The organism is Parabacteroides caecihominis (assembly GCF_023656785.1).
GTDB classification, from domain to species: domain Bacteria; phylum Bacteroidota; class Bacteroidia; order Bacteroidales; family Tannerellaceae; genus Parabacteroides; species Parabacteroides segnis.
This window is the reverse complement of sequence record NZ_JAMOKS010000021.1, coordinates 50954-67430: the sequence shown is the minus strand read 5'-3', so window position 1 is coordinate 67430 and position 16477 is coordinate 50954. Positions and strand designations below refer to the sequence as shown.

Genomic DNA, 16477 nt, shown 5'->3' with positions numbered 1-16477 from the left:
ATCGATTACGGGGGCAAAAGTATTGAGGAATAGCTTGATAGTGGATTAAGCTATGTTTGAGGTATTAACCTATTCTTAAAGTTTTTTCAGTTGTTTGATATAATTGCTGATGGTTACATAATCTTTTTCATGTTCCACCCCTTTTACATAATTGGCGGCTGTGGCTAAATCACCTTGATTCAGATATTTATCTTTCTTTATATTCTTCGTAACAAACAACTTATTCTTTGCTATAACAGATTGCCAGTTAGGTGTTATCAAACCACGATTGCTTAATTCCGAAAAAAGAAAAGCTACCTGCCTGTTGTTATTAGACCTAAATATAACTTTTGGCTTACAGGAAAGTATTGCTTTCAAATCTTCAAAAGTCATAGGAGCATTGAAAATTTCCACTTCATTGATACAATCCACCAACAATGCTATTTGTCTGTCGTTTAAAATAGACTTAAACGGATTTTCTGTTTCAGCAATATGGGAGATAATTTTAGGCTCTTGGCATTTATCTTGAATTGGTTGCGGCTCTTTCTGTTGTGGCTGCATTTCCGCTTGCACCTTACTTTCTTTCTTTTTTCGCAAGTACGCAGAATATTTTTCCAATACAACAGTTTTAACTATTACGGAAAAATAAGGCAGTTCTTCATCATAAACCGTATTATCTTGCTCATACCGGGAATAATCAAATGAAAGAGGATTAAACGACATGTATTTTCTTTTCTCATCGGATTTCAAGGATTCATAAAAACCGCTTTCCCAAAAGAAATCAGATACAGAATAAAAATATTGAATATCATTCAACACAGAATAACGAATATATAACTGCACCAACTCATCAGCGGTACGAACATATTCTTGCTGTTCCAGTTTATCTGCCTGTTCTTCGTCGAAATATAAGGACTTAGAGGCAATATTATCTATCATAACTTGGCTGGCATGATTGATACAGCGATTGAATATACCTTGTATATGGTCGAATTTTATTTTCAGTTCTTCTTCTGTCATAATAATCTATGTTTCAGTTAGTAGAAACAAAGATATATTTTTCCGGCTAAACAAAGACAAAAAAAGAAAGAAAGTACGGTAACTGTGATATAACCATACTTTCTTTTTAAATCAGTCCGTCAAATTCGGTATCAAACTTATAGCTTCTTCTTTTTTCTTATCGACAATCTTCGCATAAATTTGAGTTGTGGCAATATTTTTATGTCCTAACAATTTGCTAACTGTGTACAAGTCAGCCCCCAATGTAAGCATCATGGTAGCATGGGTATGCCGGGCAACATGAAACGAGATATGCTTAATAATCCCTGCGTCTTTCGCCCATTTTTGAAGTATTTTATTTATAGTTCCCTCATGCGTCAAAGGAAAAATCAAATCATCGCCTTTTGCTTCATTTTGTTGCGGCAACCACTTTAACGCTTCATCGGATATAGGCAGATAAAGCGGTTCTTTTGTTTTCTGCATCTTTATTTCAATTCTTATTCTTTCACCGCTTTTCTGCAAATCGTTCCACTTCAATTTTCTTATATCGCTTACACGCAGCCCACACAAACAACTGAAAAGAAAGGCTTGTTTCATTATCCCATACTTGCACTCTGTCCCGATAAGCCGCTTCAATTCCTCTATTGTCAAATACTCCCTGCGGCTGACTTCCGCTTTTACCTTACTGGCAAAATCAAACTCTTTCGTTGGATTGACCGTAATAATCCCCTCTTTATAGGCTCTATTTATAGCGGTACGCAGCACCCCATAGTAAGCAATAACGGAATTATTACTTAATACACCCCCAGCCTTTAACAAACCAAACTTGCTTGCTTTCTTCGCTTGTTTCAAGAAATCCACAAAGCTATTCAAGAAGTCCTTATCTATATCACGAAAAGCGATATAATCCCCTCTGAACAATTTTAGTTCACGAATGGTATTACCAACGGTCTTTTCATAGTTCAAGCTGCCACGTTCTTTAGATTGGCTTCTCATGTTCATTAAATAATCAATCACATTCGCTTTTGACTTGTTGGTGTTCTGAAAGCCGTGTGCATCATTTTGCAACTCTACTATCCGCTTGCTTTGAATAGCTTTTGCAAGAGCCAACGTAGCTTCGTTCTTTGCCTTATCCTCTCTTGTCTTTTCGGGTATAAGGTATAATTTCAAAAATTCATATTGCCGTTTACCGCCAACATAATTTTCTTTTCTAATAACATCACCTGTATAGTAGTCCAAATAAATAGACTGGTTGCCATTGGCAAGCTGCTTGAATCTAATCCTTACAGGTTCTTTCAATTTAACTTCTTGTTTTTTCTTCGCCATAATTATGTTCTTATTTTGTTACCGATACAAATATAGCGATTTGTTTTGTTACTTCAATGAATACAGGTAACAAAATAGTAACAAAATAAAGGCATTTATTAGACTAAACAAGAAAATAAGGAAAATAAAGGAAATTACATTCAACAAATATAAAATACTAAATATCAATATCTTATGTTCAATATTTTATCTCATTTTTTCTCTTTTTCCACAACTGACAGCTGTTGATGATGTTCTGCCACAACACATAAGAACCCGGACCGACCGAAGAAACCGGGTCGAGATAAGTATAAGACATCCAGATGGCGAGCACCGTGTTCTTTTGTCCCAGAGCCTGACCGGCACTGATACGGTCTTTATAAATAGTTCCGATCCGTTTTCCGAGAAAGAATTGCAGAGCGCAAGTAATAAAACCAGCCAATGCGATCAATATCTCGACCTCTACCGGAATCGTACTGTGGGCAAGCGATTTCAGGGTCTGAGCCGTTACGATGGCCAGCGCCATCCCCCACATATAAAAAGCCAGGTCATGGAAACCTAACAAAAAATGATGTATCTTCGGAAGGCAATACCGGAAAAACAATGCCAGAAAAAACGGGAAAAGCAACAACGGAAACACTTTACTCAAAATCTTCAGAAAAGCGGTGAAGAAAGTAACGTCCGTATGAGGCTCGACCAAAGGAAAGATCAATGGCACAGCTACCGCCGCCAGAATATTCGATAACAGGGTATAAGTAGTCAGACTGGAGGCACTCCCGCCCAACTTACCCGTAATAACTGCCGCCGCTGTCGCCGTCGGACAGATCAGGCAAACCATCGCTGCCTCAAAAACCTCCCGGTAGGAACCTCCCATAGGAACAAAAATCAACAGGGCAGCCAGGGCACATGAAGAAACAATCTGAAACAGCAACAACCATCCGTGCCACGGAGACGGCATCAACTCCCGCCAATCCACTTTACAAAAAGTAAGTAATAACTGACCAAAAATCAAGAAAGGAGTAAGATACGCAACAAGCGTATTCATAAACGGTTTTGTCGGCTCCAGAAAGGTGAAGTTGGCAAACATCAAATAACCTAATACACCGGTCAGCATTGCAACAGGCAATGTCCAGTTCTTCAGAAAGTTCAACATGAGACCTATCTTTATATTTTCGGTGCAAAGATATACATTATATCATATCAGAAGTACTCTTTTTTTCAACAAATCCCCCATCTGACGTTTTAACACCTGTGCATTTAATGGCTTGGAAGCATAAGCATCGAAACCACTGTTCATGATCCGGTCTTCATCTGAAGCAAAAGCATAAGCCGTCACGGCAATAATTGGAACTTCAGGAGAGATTTTACGAATTTCTTCAGTGGCTTCGTACCCGTTCATTTCCGGCATATTGATGTCCATAAGAATAATATGAGGCCGATGTTTTCTGAACAGTTCAATGGCCTCTTTACCGTTCCAGGCATGAACAATCGTATAATCCTGTTTCAGGATAGATTCGAACAGTTTGAAATTCCCGGCATTGTCTTCGGCTATAAGTACCTTCAGGTTTTCTTTTTCTATCCGTTTCTTCTCGAAGTTACCTTCTTCCCGTTCTTGCATAACGGCAGGTTCATAAGGAAAAGTAAACCAAAACGTTGTTCCCTTTCCTTCCTCCGATTCAAGCCACATTTCACCCCCCAAATGTTCAACAATCATCCGACAAATAGAAAGTCCCAGCCCTGTTCCCTGGGCAAAAGCATTCAATTTGACAAAACGTTCGAATATGCTTTTTTGTTTCTCCGGCGGGATACCACATCCCGTATCAGCCACATAAATGCTCAACATATTGTTACTTTGAATGAAGTATCCGAAACGGATGCTACCTTCTTCCGTAAACTTGATGGCGTTAGTTATTAGGTTTATAATAACTTGCATAAACCGGTTCTTCACTATAGAAACGAAACAGTCCCCTTGTTTTTGTTCGAAAATCAATTTTACATTATTCGTTATACGGCTCTGCATCGACATTTCCAATTCGCGAAGTATGGCATTTATGTTGGCATCCGAATAAACAAAATCCAACGTACCGGCCTCTATCTTCGATAAATCCAGAATATCATTAATAAGTTGCAACAACAAGGTATTATTGTTTTCAATAATCTGAACATATTCTTCCTTCTCGTCCACATCATCCGCCATAGCAAGGATATTGGAAAAGCCGACAATTGCATTCAACGGAGTACGTATTTCATGACTCATATTGGCTAAGAATGCAGATTTCAGCCTGTTGGATTCTTCCGCTTTATTCTTGGCTTCCATCAATTCTGATTCTGCTTTCTTACGATCGGTAATAGTCATCAGGGAACCTATCAGAGCTATCGGCTTTCCATCGTCATCTCTTTTTTCTATTGTGGCATAAGTCTCAACCCATTCCAGTTCATGCACTCCCTTTTCCGGATGATAAATGCGATATTCTTCTTTTACTTTATCGACGTGTCCCTGTATAAGTGCTTCATAGGCCTTTTCCACTTTTCCCCGGTCCTCCTTGTATATCTTCGCAAAATATTGGTCAGCCGGAACTGTCAGCTGATTTTCATCGAACAACCCGGAGAAACTCGCACTCACTGCCGTATTCACATCGCAAAGGATAGTCTGCCGGACCAAATCCCATTTCCAGGGAATAACATTTGCCACATTCAGGGACATGGATAACTTTTTATTTACAGTGCGCAATACCTGCTGTGTCTTAACCACCTCCGTTACGTCTGACATAAAGATATCGATACAATCCGACGTGCAGGATGAAATTATCAGGACATTCAAATAACGGTCGGACGGTTCATGGTAATATTGAACACTAATCTTCTTGTTCTGCATTAAAACAAAAGAGCAGGTCTGCATATACTGTGTCAGACGGGAATGAGACAATTCCGAGCCTTTCTTGTTGATGAAAACTTCTTTCTTATCGAATAGATGTTCAAATTCAGGATTAACTTCGATAATCATATAATCGGCAGCTTTACCCTCTTTATATAATATACGCTGTTTCATATAAGAAATAGGCATACTGTTAATCAACCGGCTATAATTTTTCATAAAAGCGATTTCTTTTGCCTGGAATGTCCGTTGCCTGTTCAAGGATTTAATCCGGAAACATAGAAACGCAATAAAGACAAAAAGGCCCCCACTGCCTGCAAAAACATGAGTATGATATTGCTCCCAGAATGTCGGAGGCTTCATATAAAGAAGGGTACCGGAAGATAAATCAGAATCCGGAATATGCTTTTGTTCCAGAATGGGATAATTCAACACAGGGCATGGCCGCCCGGGAGTAATAATGGCATGCATTCTTTCCCCTTTCAGTATATTAGTGACTGCCGTAACCAACATGCCGGAGATATTAGCTGCCGGATAGAAAAAACCTCCAACCATTCCATTTTCTACAATATCCATGTCATTCAAGGTAAAGATCGGAACATCCGTGTAAGAACTAAGCATCCGGTAAGTATCGGAGCTGATAATCGTACGATTTCCCTGCTGGTTCAAAAGAATCCATGAATAATATAAAACACACGTCTGCTTATCCGCATTTCCCAATATCGTTATAAGTTTATCCGTACTGGTTTCTCCGGCAGTAATCAGTTCCAGTTTGACATCCGGGAAATCACTTTCCATGACCTGTTGGACGAAACTCTTATTCTGCGCACTGACATAACGTTTATCGGCCAGGAATATGAGCCGGTTCATATCGGGCTTCAGTTTCTTCATCAGCGCAATGGTTTCAGAAATATATCCAGGAACATGCAGAATGGTCAGATTATGGAATGTCTTTACCATCTCCGAAAATTTAACCTGCAAATCTTCCGGACAAGCTTCTTTAGACAAATAATATTCGCGGGGAGCTATAAAATCTTTCTCTACACAAACCAGGAACGGAATATCATTGCCCCAGCGATGCTTTAACTCATCCCGCAGTAACACATAAGAACTATTACCTAATAAAATAACCAGAGATGGAGGAGCTTCTGTATATTTCTGAGATAAATAAGTTATAAAATTTTCGACATCAGCCTCCGTCTTCATCAACATTACATCCATGTTTTCGGTATAGGCTGTCCACTTTTCATTATCAGTAGCCATTTGTTCATATACCGGCGCTGTAAAAAGACGGCTCCAGGGAGTAGACTCAGTGTAAGAATTAATAATGAGTACATACTCGTTTTCCTTTTCATTCTGGGATGTGATAGAATGAAAAGATGTCATTATTAGAAAAATTATTATCAAGAAATAATTTTTCGGGTAATATCTGTATTTCATGCTTGTATTATTTAGCCCCTACTTCAAAAACACATTGAGAATCAACAGGTATTTCTCAAAATTTCCTCAAAGGTAAGAAAAATAATATACCAAGTGTATTTTTTTAAGAATTATGTCCTTCGAATATCTCTATTTGCACAATCCATAAATATCAAGGTCTCTGATTTTATACTATTCAACATAAAAAAGAGCCTCATCCTATTACGAACGAAGCTCTCTTTTATTAATCCTTATGATAGGAAATCTTATTTTCTAAATGGCGCTTTTACCACCTGTGCTTTCAGATTACGGTTACGTACTTTCACAAAGAATTCTGACCCGGCTTTTGCATATTCGGGCTTCACATATCCCATACCGATACCTTTCTTCAACACCGGCGACATCGTTCCGGATGTTACAACCCCGATAACCTGATCCTCTGCATCCACAATTTCATAACCATGACGGGGAATACCTTTGTCTATCAATTCAAACGCACACAACTTACGGGTAACGCCTTCTTTCTTCTGGCGTTCCAGTTCTGCACGGTTTGTAAATTCTTTCCCGTCCGCGAACTTAGTGATCCAACCCAATCCGGCTTCGATCGGAGAAGTCGTATCATCCAGATCATTGCCATACAGGCAGAATCCCATTTCCAGGCGAAGTGTATCGCGGGCACCTAAACCAACCGGTTTGATGCCTTCCGGCTTGCCGGCTTCAAAGATTGCATTCCAGATAGTCATCGCATCATCCAGATAGAAATACAATTCAAAACCACCCGCACCGGTATAACCCGTATTGGAAATGATTACATTCTTACAACCGGCAAACTCTCCGGTCACAAAAGAATAATAAGGAATAGACGAAAGATCGACCGGAGTCAGGCGTTGCAGCACTTCAGTTGCTTTCGGTCCCTGGATAGCCAGCTGGGCAGTACGGTCGGAAGAGTTTTCAAGCTCTGCTCCCACTGTGTTGTGGCTGACACACCAATCCCAGTCTTTTGCAATATTTCCTGCATTTACTACCAACAGATATTTTTCCGGTTCATAGTGATAAACCAGCAGGTCATCCACAATACCACCTTTATCATTCGGGAAGCAAGTATATTGCGCCTTACCCAAAGGCAAAACAGATGCATCATTGGAAGTGATACCCTGGATAAAAGCCAGCGCATTCGGGCCTTTTACCCAAAACTCTCCCATGTGAGATACATCGAATACACCTACACCATTCACAACGGTCATGTGTTCATCGATTATGCCGGTATATTCGATCGGCATATTATAACCTGCAAATTCATGCATTTTTGCTCCCAATGCGATATGTACATCGGTAAACGGAGTCGTTTTCATGTTATTATTACGTTTAAGATTTTTGAGCCAGAAGCTCGGTTATTTTTATAATTGTTTGCATACTCTTTTCCAATGAGTGGACCGGAAGGAACTCATAACGTCCGTGGAAGTTCAACCCGCCGGCAAATATATTCGGGCAGGGCAATCCCATAAATGACAAACGGGCGCCGTCCGTTCCGCCGCGAATCGGTTTAACCAGCGGTTTAACACCGGCAGCTTCCATGGCTTCAAAGGCCAGGTCTACGATATACTTTTTCGGTTCAACCACTTCACGCATATTATAATATTGGTCACGAAGTTCCAGCGTCGTACTGCCCGGATGGATTTCGTTCATACGTTTTACCCACATCTTCAACTGTGCTTTCTTTTCTTCGAACAAAGTGCGCACATGGTCGCGGATGATATAGGACAAAGAGGCTTCCTCTACCGTACCCGACATATTGGTCAGATGATAGAAACCTTCGTACCCCTGCGTATGTTCCGGACGTTGTGAAGCCGGCAGCCACGAAGCGAACTCGATAGCCAGCAACGAAGCATTCAGCATCTTGTTCTTCGCATAACCCGGATGAACGTTCAGGCCTTTAAAAGTTATTTTGGCTACTGCCGCATTGAAGTTTTCATATTCCAGTTCGCCGATCTGTCCGCCGTCGATCGTATAAGCCCATTCACAACCGAATTTCTCCACGTCAAAATGGTTGGCCCCTTCCCCGATCTCCTCGTCCGGAGTAAAACCGATACGTATCTTGCCATGTTCGATTTCCGGGTGATCCTTCAGATATTTCATAGCAGCCATGATGGCTGCCACACCGCCTTTATCGTCGGCTCCCAGCAAGGTCTTGCCGTTGGTTACGATAATATCCTGGTCTTTATAGTCATTCAGTTCCGGAAACATCTGGGGAGAAAGAACTACATTCTCTTCGGCGCACAAGACGATATCTCCGCCTTTATAATTTACAATCCGTGGAGTCACATCTTTTCCCGACATATCCGGACTGGTATCCAGATGGGCGATAAAGCCGATAGCCGGAATCTTCTTTCCGGTATTTGCCGGAAGTGTTGCCATCAGATAGCTGTTTTCATCCAGCGTGATGTCTTCCAGACCAATTTCTTCCAGTTCCTTTACCAATTCTTCTGCAAACACCCGCTGTCCCGGAGTACTTGGTGTCGTCCCGGTCTCTTCACTCGATTGTGTTTCAAACGTTACATACTTTAAAAATCTATCTAATACTGTCATAAGGTATACTTTTATATTTAAAGCATAAAAGTAGGTAAAGAGCGACGAATAACAAAATAATAAAGAGAAATAATTACCCAACGATTGTTTTGTAATTATTTCTCTTTTTATCAAAATTGAACTATCCGATTATTGACCGGTTGTACCTGGCTCCCCTCTTAAAAACAGCCATTGCCATTATAGCAATGTGTACAAACACATTCCTTCGGCAGGCCGATCGAAGCGATCAGGTCTTCTACTGTATTGAATTTAAGTGTAGTGATATTCAGCTGTTCACGAATACGTTCCACCAACATATTATATTGCTCGGTACCTGTTGTAGCATATTTATCCAGATCTTTCGCATCATCCCCTTCCAGTTCCTTGACAATCCGGCGGGCAATCAGTTCCAGGTGGGACTTGGAAGCAGAGAAACCGACAAACGGACAAGCATGCAGGATGGGAGGACATCCGATTCTCATATGCACCTCTTTCGCTCCATATCCATATAATATATTTACATTATCGCGAAGCTGCGTTCCGCGAACAATCGAGTCGTCACAGAAAATCACCCGTTTCCCTTTCAGAAGGGCACGGTTCGGGATCAGTTTCATTTTAGCAACCAGGTCACGCACAGACTGATTGGCCGGGGTAAAGCTACGGGGCCATGTCGGTGTATATTTAACGATAGCACGACGGTAAGGAATCCCTTTGCCCTCAGCATATCCCAACGCCATACCAATACCCGAGTCAGGGATACCCGATACAAAATCAGCGTCCACCTCATCCTTCTTCGCCATAGCCATACCACTTGCATAGCGGGATGCATCCACATTCACCCCTTCATATTCAGAGACCGGATAACCATAGTACACCCATAAGAAAGAACAAACCTGCATTTTCTTATTCGGCTTACGCAACTGTGTCATCTTGTCTGCCGTAAGCATAACCACTTCGCCGGGTCCTACATTATAATCTATTTCATATCCCAGATTCGGGAAGCTACAAGGTTCGCTTGATGCTGCATAGGCACCATCTTTCTTACCGATCAACACCGGAGTACGTCCCCATTTGTCGCGAGCGGCAATAATGCCCTCCTCTGTCAGAATAAGCATCGAGCAGGAACCTTTTATCTTTTCAAAAACAATTTCCACACCTTCAACAAAAGTTTTTCCCTGAGAGATCAGTAATGAAATCAATTCAGTCTGATTGATCTGACCGGAACTCATTTCAGAAAAGTGACACCCTTTATCCAGCAGTTCAACCTGAAGTTCCTCCAGATTGTTCACCTTTGCTACGGTCACAACAGCATATTTACCTAAGTGAGAGTTAATAAAGATTGGTTGAGGATCTGTATCGCTGATGATACCTATACCTGAATTTCCCTGGAATTTCTCCAGTTCACTTTCAAAACGAGTACGGAAATAAGAATTTTCCAGATTATGGATAGAGCGTTTGAAGACGCCTTCGTGTAGGGTTGCCATACCGCCTCTGCGGGTTCCCAGGTGAGAATTGTAGTCTGTGCCGTAAAATAAGTCAGTTGCACAAGACGATTTAGAAATAGTTCCGAAAAAACCACCCATTGTTCTTAGTGTTTTTGATTTTTGAATTAGGGTACAAATGTACAAGAATATTTAGACTATGCCAATACTGCAAAGTATTCTGTCAAAAAAATCCTATGATTGTTTTAAGTTCGGATAATCGCCCGATCAAAACAGTTAGTGCACTATCAAAATGATAGTAGTATACCATGTAAATCGGATTAATATACCGGGTAAAATAAAATACCCAACCGGGTAATATTTTTTAACGTATCTATTTTTAAGCAGGAAACAGAAAAGAGAAGCAAATTGTCAAAATAGAAAATCATTAAAAAGTCAACGGCTCGATGATAAAAGGTCACATTCCCGGAAGAGAGAATTTGGTTATACATTTTTTAACTATATTGAAAAGAAAAGGTTTACAGCCACTTAGAAACAAATATCACCTGTAATGCATAAAAACGCTTGCATTGTAAAAAATAATATCTACTTTTGCACCCGGGTAAGTCCTACACGGCATGCTCCCTCGGAATCCCCCAGGGCTTGACCGCAGCAAGGGTACTTGGTTGTAGCGGCGCGATGTAGTAAGCTTACCCACCTGCCTCTTTAGCTCAGTTGGCCAGAGCACGTGATTTGTAATCTCGGGGTCGTTGGTTCGAATCCGACAAGAGGCTCAGAAATGAGGAAGTTTATTCAGTTAAACTTCCTCTTTTTTATTGTTATACATTGCATATTATAACAAAAGGATTAATTTTGCTGATAGAAACTTTAAAACAGCAGCACAAATGGAAGAAAATAAAGGTCTACTATTAAAAAGCGCGATGACTTATGGTTTAGCCATGGGAATTTTCTGGGTGATCAAGTACCTGTTCTTTATTTTCAGCAATACGGTTCCTGCCCTAAACATTATATATATAGTGCTTACACTGACAGTACCGTTCATCGCCTATTATCTGACAAAACGATACAAACAGGACATCGGCGGAAAGATCAGTTTCTTTCATGCCTGGCGCTTCGGCACAATGCTTTACTTTTTTGCCGCATTGATCGTCGCCCTCGAACATTTCGTGTTCTTCCAGTTTATCGCTCCGGCCGATTTTCTGGCAAACTCCGTGAACCAGATGATTGAAGTACTGAAAGACTCACAGGTAAGCACCGAAGTCATGGAAGCAATCGGAAAAACCAATTTCACCCCTATCCATATGGCTATTCAGGGTGTTTTCAATAATATATTTTATGGTATTATACTTTCGATACCGGTAGCAGCCATTCTGTGCAGGAACAATGAAACCGGTGCGATCAGACAAGAACAATAAGGAGAAACAATACAAATAATGGATATATCAGTAGTTATTCCGTTGTACAACGAAGCCGAGTCTCTACCGGAACTGGAAGCATGGATAGAGCGGGTGATGAAAGAACATAACTTTACTTACGAAATTATATTTGTAAACGACGGCAGTACGGACAATTCATGGGAAGTGATCGAGGGTTTACAGCAAAAGAATCCTTGTATCAGAGCCATCAAGTTCCGCCGCAATTACGGTAAATCACCCGGACTGCATTGCGGTTTCGAGCGTGCCCAGGGAGATGTCGTCATCACCATGGATGCCGACCTCCAGGACAGTCCGGACGAAATCCCGGAACTCTTCCGCATGATCACGGAAGACGGATACGACCTCGTTTCAGGATGGAAAAAGAAACGGTACGACCCGTTATCCAAGACGATTCCGACAAAGCTATTCAATGCCACGGCCCGCAAATTCTCCGGCATAGACAACCTGCACGATTTCAATTGCGGCCTGAAGGCTTACAAAAATGTCGTTATCAAAAATATCGAAGTGTACAACGATATGCACCGGTATATTCCGTACCTGGCAAAAATTGCCGGTTTCCATAAGATCGGTGAAAAAGTCGTACAGCATCAGGCACGCAAATACGGAACAACCAAATTCGGGCTGAACCGTTTTGTCAACGGTTATCTGGATTTGATCACGTTATGGTTTACTTCAAAATTCGGAAAAAAGCCGATGCATTTCTTCGGTCTGTGGGGAAGCGTGATGTTCTTTATCGGTTTCATCGCATTGGTATTCGTATTAAGCATGAAACTGATCTCCATGTTCTCCGGCGATTTACGTCCGTTGGTAACAAACTCTCCATATTTCTATATATCGCTTACTGCGATGATCCTCGGAACGCAAATGTTCTTAGCCGGATTTATCGGCGAGTTGATTTCCAGGAATTCATCCAATAGAAACAACTATAAGATAGAATCAGAAATATGAGTATAGCCGGGGTGGTCGCTCATCCCGGAAAACCACATATCTGTTCGCTAAGGCTCCGAAGAATAAGGAAAGCGAAAACAGAGGTTAGCAAAAGGGAAACTTTTTAATTTATGTCAATTATAGAAATAGTGTTACTAGCCATCGGATTATCGATGGATAGTTTGGCCGTGTCCGTAACCGGCGGAGCAGTAATCCGGAATTGCACCGTATGCAATATGGTTAAGATCGGCTCTTTTATGGGTATCACACAGGCCACAATGACAGTTCTGGGCTATCTGGCCGGTGTCGGATTCCAGAAATACATTACAGCCTTCGACCACTGGATCGCTTTCGTCCTGTTGCTTTACCTGGGAGGTAAAATGATATACGACAGTACGCAGGAAGAAGATGAGGACTGCAAAACAAATCCGCTCTGCAACAAAACATTGTTCGGGCTGTCCATAGCAACAAGCATCGACGCACTGGCTATCGGTATCTCGCTGGCTATCCTGAAATCGGATATCATCATCCAGGCTTCCCTGATCGGAATCATCACATTCCTTATGTCTGTTTCAGGCGTTTATTTCGGAAGTCGTTTCGGACGTAAGGTGGATTTGAAACTCGACCTGATCGGCGGACTGATACTGATCGGTATCGGAGCAAAAATATTGATAGAACACCTGTTCTTCTGCTAATAAAATAAGTATATATGAAAAGTCAGGAATTACGTAAATTGGCACCGGAACTCGATTCACTCCGCCTCGGTAGTGGTTGGAGCATTGAAGATCTCAGCAAACCGCAAATCATCGTTGAGAGCAGTTACGGACACAGCCACCCCGGGAGTGCCCATCTGAACAAGCTGGTGGAAGAAGCCGGCAAAGGTATCAGCGATGCCGGAGGACGGGTTGCCAATTACTACGTCACTGACATTTGCGACGGCGAAGCACAGGGGCACGACGGAATGAACTATTCGCTCGTATCCCGCGATATTATGGCTGCCATGATAGAGATACATGTAAAAGCAACGCCTTTCGATGCGGGAATATTCATTACCAGTTGCGACAAATCGGTCCCTGCCCACCTGATGGCGATCGCCCGGCTGAATATGCCGGCCCTGCTCCTGCCGGGAGGTATTATGAAAACCGGCCCCAACCTGCTGACTTTAGAACAAATCGGAACATACAGTGCACAATACGAACGGAAAGAGATAAGCGAAGAACAATTCCTCGCTTATAAAAAAGACGCCTGCCCGGCTTGTGGAGCCTGTTCATTTATGGGAACAGCCTCCACAATGCAGGTAATGGCCGAAGCGCTAGGTATCGCACTGCCGGGTTCGGCCTTGATCCCTACGCACGTACATTATATAAAAGAGATATCCCGGTATGCCGGCCAGCGTTCCGTTGAATTAGGGAAAGAAGAGTTACTGCCTTCCGATATCCTGACAATCGACGCTTTCAGAAATGCAATCATGGTGCATGCCGCGATAGCCGGCTCCAGCAACAGCCTGCTACATCTGCCGGCCATTGCGCATGAACTAGGCATAGACCTTCCGCCTGAATTATTTGATGAAATCCATCGCCAAATTCCTTTTTTACTGAATATCCGTCCAAGCGGATTCTGGCCGGGCGAATATTTCTGGTATGCCGGCGGCGTTCCCGCCATTATGGAAGAACTGAAAGACGTGCTTAACCTGGACGTCCGGACAGTAACCGGAAAAAGCCTGGGAGAAAATCTTGAAACACTCCGCACAAACGGATTTTATGAAGGATGCCGCAAATACTTGTCCCCGCTTGGAGTAAAAGTCAGCGACATTATCAAACCGTTTAAAAGTCCGATCCGGAAACAAGGAGCGATTGCCATATTAAAAGGGAATCTCGCCCCGGAAGGAGCCGTTGTCAAACATGCCGCCATCTCCCCCAACCTGATGCAGGCTACATTGACGGCCCGTGTATTCGATAGCGAAGAAGAAGCATTGCAGGCTGTATTGCAGAAAAATATCCATCCGGGAGAAGCCGTCTTTATCCGTTACGAAGGCCCGAAAGGCAGCGGAATGCCGGAAATGTTTTACACGACCGAAGCCATCGCCTCCGACCCGGAACTGGCAGAAAGTATTGCCCTCATTACCGACGGACGTTTTTCCGGAGCCACCCGTGGCCCGGCCATCGGACACGTCTCCCCGGAAGCATACGACGGCGGTCCTATCGCCCTGGTTGAAGACAATGACCTGATCCACATCGACATACCTGCCCGTAAGCTCGAGATCATCGGAGCCAACGGCTTCCAACAATCACCGGAGGAAATAGACCGGATTCTGTCGGAGCGTCGTAAACAATGGACACAGCCTGTATCCCGCCATAGCCGCGGTATCCTGGATATTTTTACACGCAACTGCGCATCTCCCATGAAAGGGGCTTATATGGAAAACAAAAAGGCTTGACAACTGACATTGATTGAATTACAATAAATTTTAGTATCTTTGCTGCGCTAAAATTTAAAGAGATGTACAAGAAGATCATTCTGGCGGCCGGTTTATGGATACTTATGTTCACTGCCTGTACAAAACAGAAACAATATTTCGAAGAAAGCGGTTCCGTTTTTCATACTATCTATCATATTAAATATGAAGGTTCTGAAATACTGACAGAAAAGATTGATGCCGAATTTCAAAAGTTCAATCTTTCGTTAAATCCGTTCAATCCGAACTCTATCATATCAAAAGTGAACCGGAATGAGCCGGTCGAAGTAGATGACTGGTTTATCGAGGTGTTCAACAGGGCGAAAGAAGTGTCCGACCATTCGGAAGGCATTTTCGATATCACCTGTGCTCCTCTGGTCAATCTCTGGGGATTCGGTTTCAGCAAAATGGACAGTGTGACCCCTCAAATGATCGACAGTATCAAGCAATTTGTCGGTTATCAGAAAATCAGACTGGACGGACGGAAAGTCGTAAAAGACGATTCCCGCATCCTGCTGAATTGCTCCGCAATCGCCAAAGGATATGCAAGCGATGTCATAGCACGTCTGCTTGAACGTGAAGGCATTGAAAATTACATGGTCGAAATTGGTGGCGAAGTAACGATGAAAGGCGTCAACCAGAACGGGAAATGCTGGCGCATAGGAATCAATAAACCGGAAGACGATTCAACCGGAGTAAAAAACGATATAGAAGAAGTAGTCCAGTTATGCAAAAAAGGAGGCGTTGCCACATCCGGCAACTACCGTAACTACTACGTCAAAGATGGAAAAAAGTACGCTCATACGATTGACCCGCGTACCGGATACCCATCCGAACAAAGCATATTAAGCGCAACAATTGTAGCTGAAGATTGTATCACCGCCGATGCTTATGCGACAGCCTTCATGGCGATGGGGCTGGAAAAAGCACGCGAAGCGGCAAAAAATATTCCCGGTATTGAATATTATGTAATCTACTCCGATGAAAACGGTAAACATCAGATAGAATACTCTACCGGTATGCTTCAATATCTGCCAAACAGGCCGATTGAAGCAATGCTGAACGAGTAGCAATT

At 42.4% G+C, this 16477-nt stretch carries 12 protein-coding genes and 1 tRNA gene; 6 read left to right on the top strand and 7 right to left on the bottom strand.

Translation table 11 applies throughout. The features are described from left to right. Nucleotides 1-75: 75 nt before the first annotated feature. The 7 genes from NBH14_RS17765 to NBH14_RS17735 all read right to left on the bottom strand — a co-directional run bounded on the left by NBH14_RS17765 (nucleotide 76) and on the right by NBH14_RS17735 (nucleotide 10725). A complete protein-coding gene (locus NBH14_RS17765; RefSeq protein WP_004315366.1) occupies nucleotides 76-999 on the bottom strand; it encodes a hypothetical protein in 924 nt (307 codons plus the stop codon). Between the two features lie 111 nt (nucleotides 1000-1110). Continuing rightward, nucleotides 1111-2304: a site-specific integrase gene (locus NBH14_RS17760; RefSeq protein ID WP_049129820.1), complete on the bottom strand. Its 1194-nt coding sequence runs from the start codon at nucleotides 2302-2304 to the stop codon at nucleotides 1111-1113. A 178-nt stretch (nucleotides 2305-2482) separates the two neighbouring features. Beyond that, nucleotides 2483-3436, bottom strand: coding sequence for a bile acid:sodium symporter family protein (locus NBH14_RS17755; RefSeq protein WP_186960580.1), 954 nt, complete (start codon nucleotides 3434-3436; stop codon nucleotides 2483-2485). A 42-nt stretch (nucleotides 3437-3478) separates the two neighbouring features. Beyond that, nucleotides 3479-6544 (bottom strand): ATP-binding protein, encoded by a 3066-nt coding sequence (locus NBH14_RS17750; RefSeq protein ID WP_250817690.1) that lies wholly within the window; start codon nucleotides 6542-6544, stop codon nucleotides 3479-3481. Nucleotides 6545-6843: 299 nt separating this feature from the next. Continuing rightward, nucleotides 6844-7929, bottom strand: a complete 1086-nt coding sequence (gcvT, locus tag NBH14_RS17745) for a glycine cleavage system aminomethyltransferase GcvT (RefSeq protein WP_186960582.1) — start codon at nucleotides 7927-7929, stop codon at nucleotides 6844-6846. A 13-nt stretch (nucleotides 7930-7942) separates the two neighbouring features. Beyond that, nucleotides 7943-9163 (bottom strand): peptidase T, encoded by a 1221-nt coding sequence (pepT, locus tag NBH14_RS17740; protein ID WP_186960583.1) that lies wholly within the window; start codon nucleotides 9161-9163, stop codon nucleotides 7943-7945. Nucleotides 9164-9321: 158 nt separating this feature from the next. After that, on the bottom strand, nucleotides 9322-10725 hold the full coding sequence (locus NBH14_RS17735) for an amidophosphoribosyltransferase (protein ID WP_128134377.1): 1404 nt from the start codon (nucleotides 10723-10725) through the stop codon (nucleotides 9322-9324). A gap of 558 nt (nucleotides 10726-11283) precedes the next feature. Here NBH14_RS17735 and NBH14_RS17730 point away from each other — a divergent pair. The 6 genes from NBH14_RS17730 to NBH14_RS17705 all read left to right on the top strand — a co-directional run bounded on the left by NBH14_RS17730 (nucleotide 11284) and on the right by NBH14_RS17705 (nucleotide 16472). Then, nucleotides 11284-11357, top strand: a tRNA-Thr gene (locus NBH14_RS17730). Between the two features lie 111 nt (nucleotides 11358-11468). After that, a complete protein-coding gene (locus NBH14_RS17725) occupies nucleotides 11469-11999 on the top strand; it encodes a DUF4199 domain-containing protein (protein ID WP_007652877.1) in 531 nt (176 codons plus the stop codon). A gap of 18 nt (nucleotides 12000-12017) precedes the next feature. After that, the gene (locus tag NBH14_RS17720) at nucleotides 12018-12968 is read left to right on the top strand and encodes a glycosyltransferase family 2 protein (protein WP_128134379.1); all 951 of its coding nucleotides are present in this window, start codon (nucleotides 12018-12020) and stop codon (nucleotides 12966-12968) included. Nucleotides 12969-13078: 110 nt separating this feature from the next. Beyond that, nucleotides 13079-13642 (top strand): manganese efflux pump MntP, encoded by a 564-nt coding sequence (locus tag NBH14_RS17715; protein WP_007652875.1) that lies wholly within the window; start codon nucleotides 13079-13081, stop codon nucleotides 13640-13642. A 14-nt stretch (nucleotides 13643-13656) separates the two neighbouring features. Continuing rightward, nucleotides 13657-15384 (top strand): dihydroxy-acid dehydratase, encoded by a 1728-nt coding sequence (ilvD, locus tag NBH14_RS17710; RefSeq protein ID WP_186960584.1) that lies wholly within the window; start codon nucleotides 13657-13659, stop codon nucleotides 15382-15384. Nucleotides 15385-15446: 62 nt separating this feature from the next. Next, on the top strand, nucleotides 15447-16472 hold the full coding sequence (locus tag NBH14_RS17705) for an FAD:protein FMN transferase (protein WP_186960585.1): 1026 nt from the start codon (nucleotides 15447-15449) through the stop codon (nucleotides 16470-16472). The last annotated feature ends 5 nt before the right edge of the window (nucleotides 16473-16477 follow it).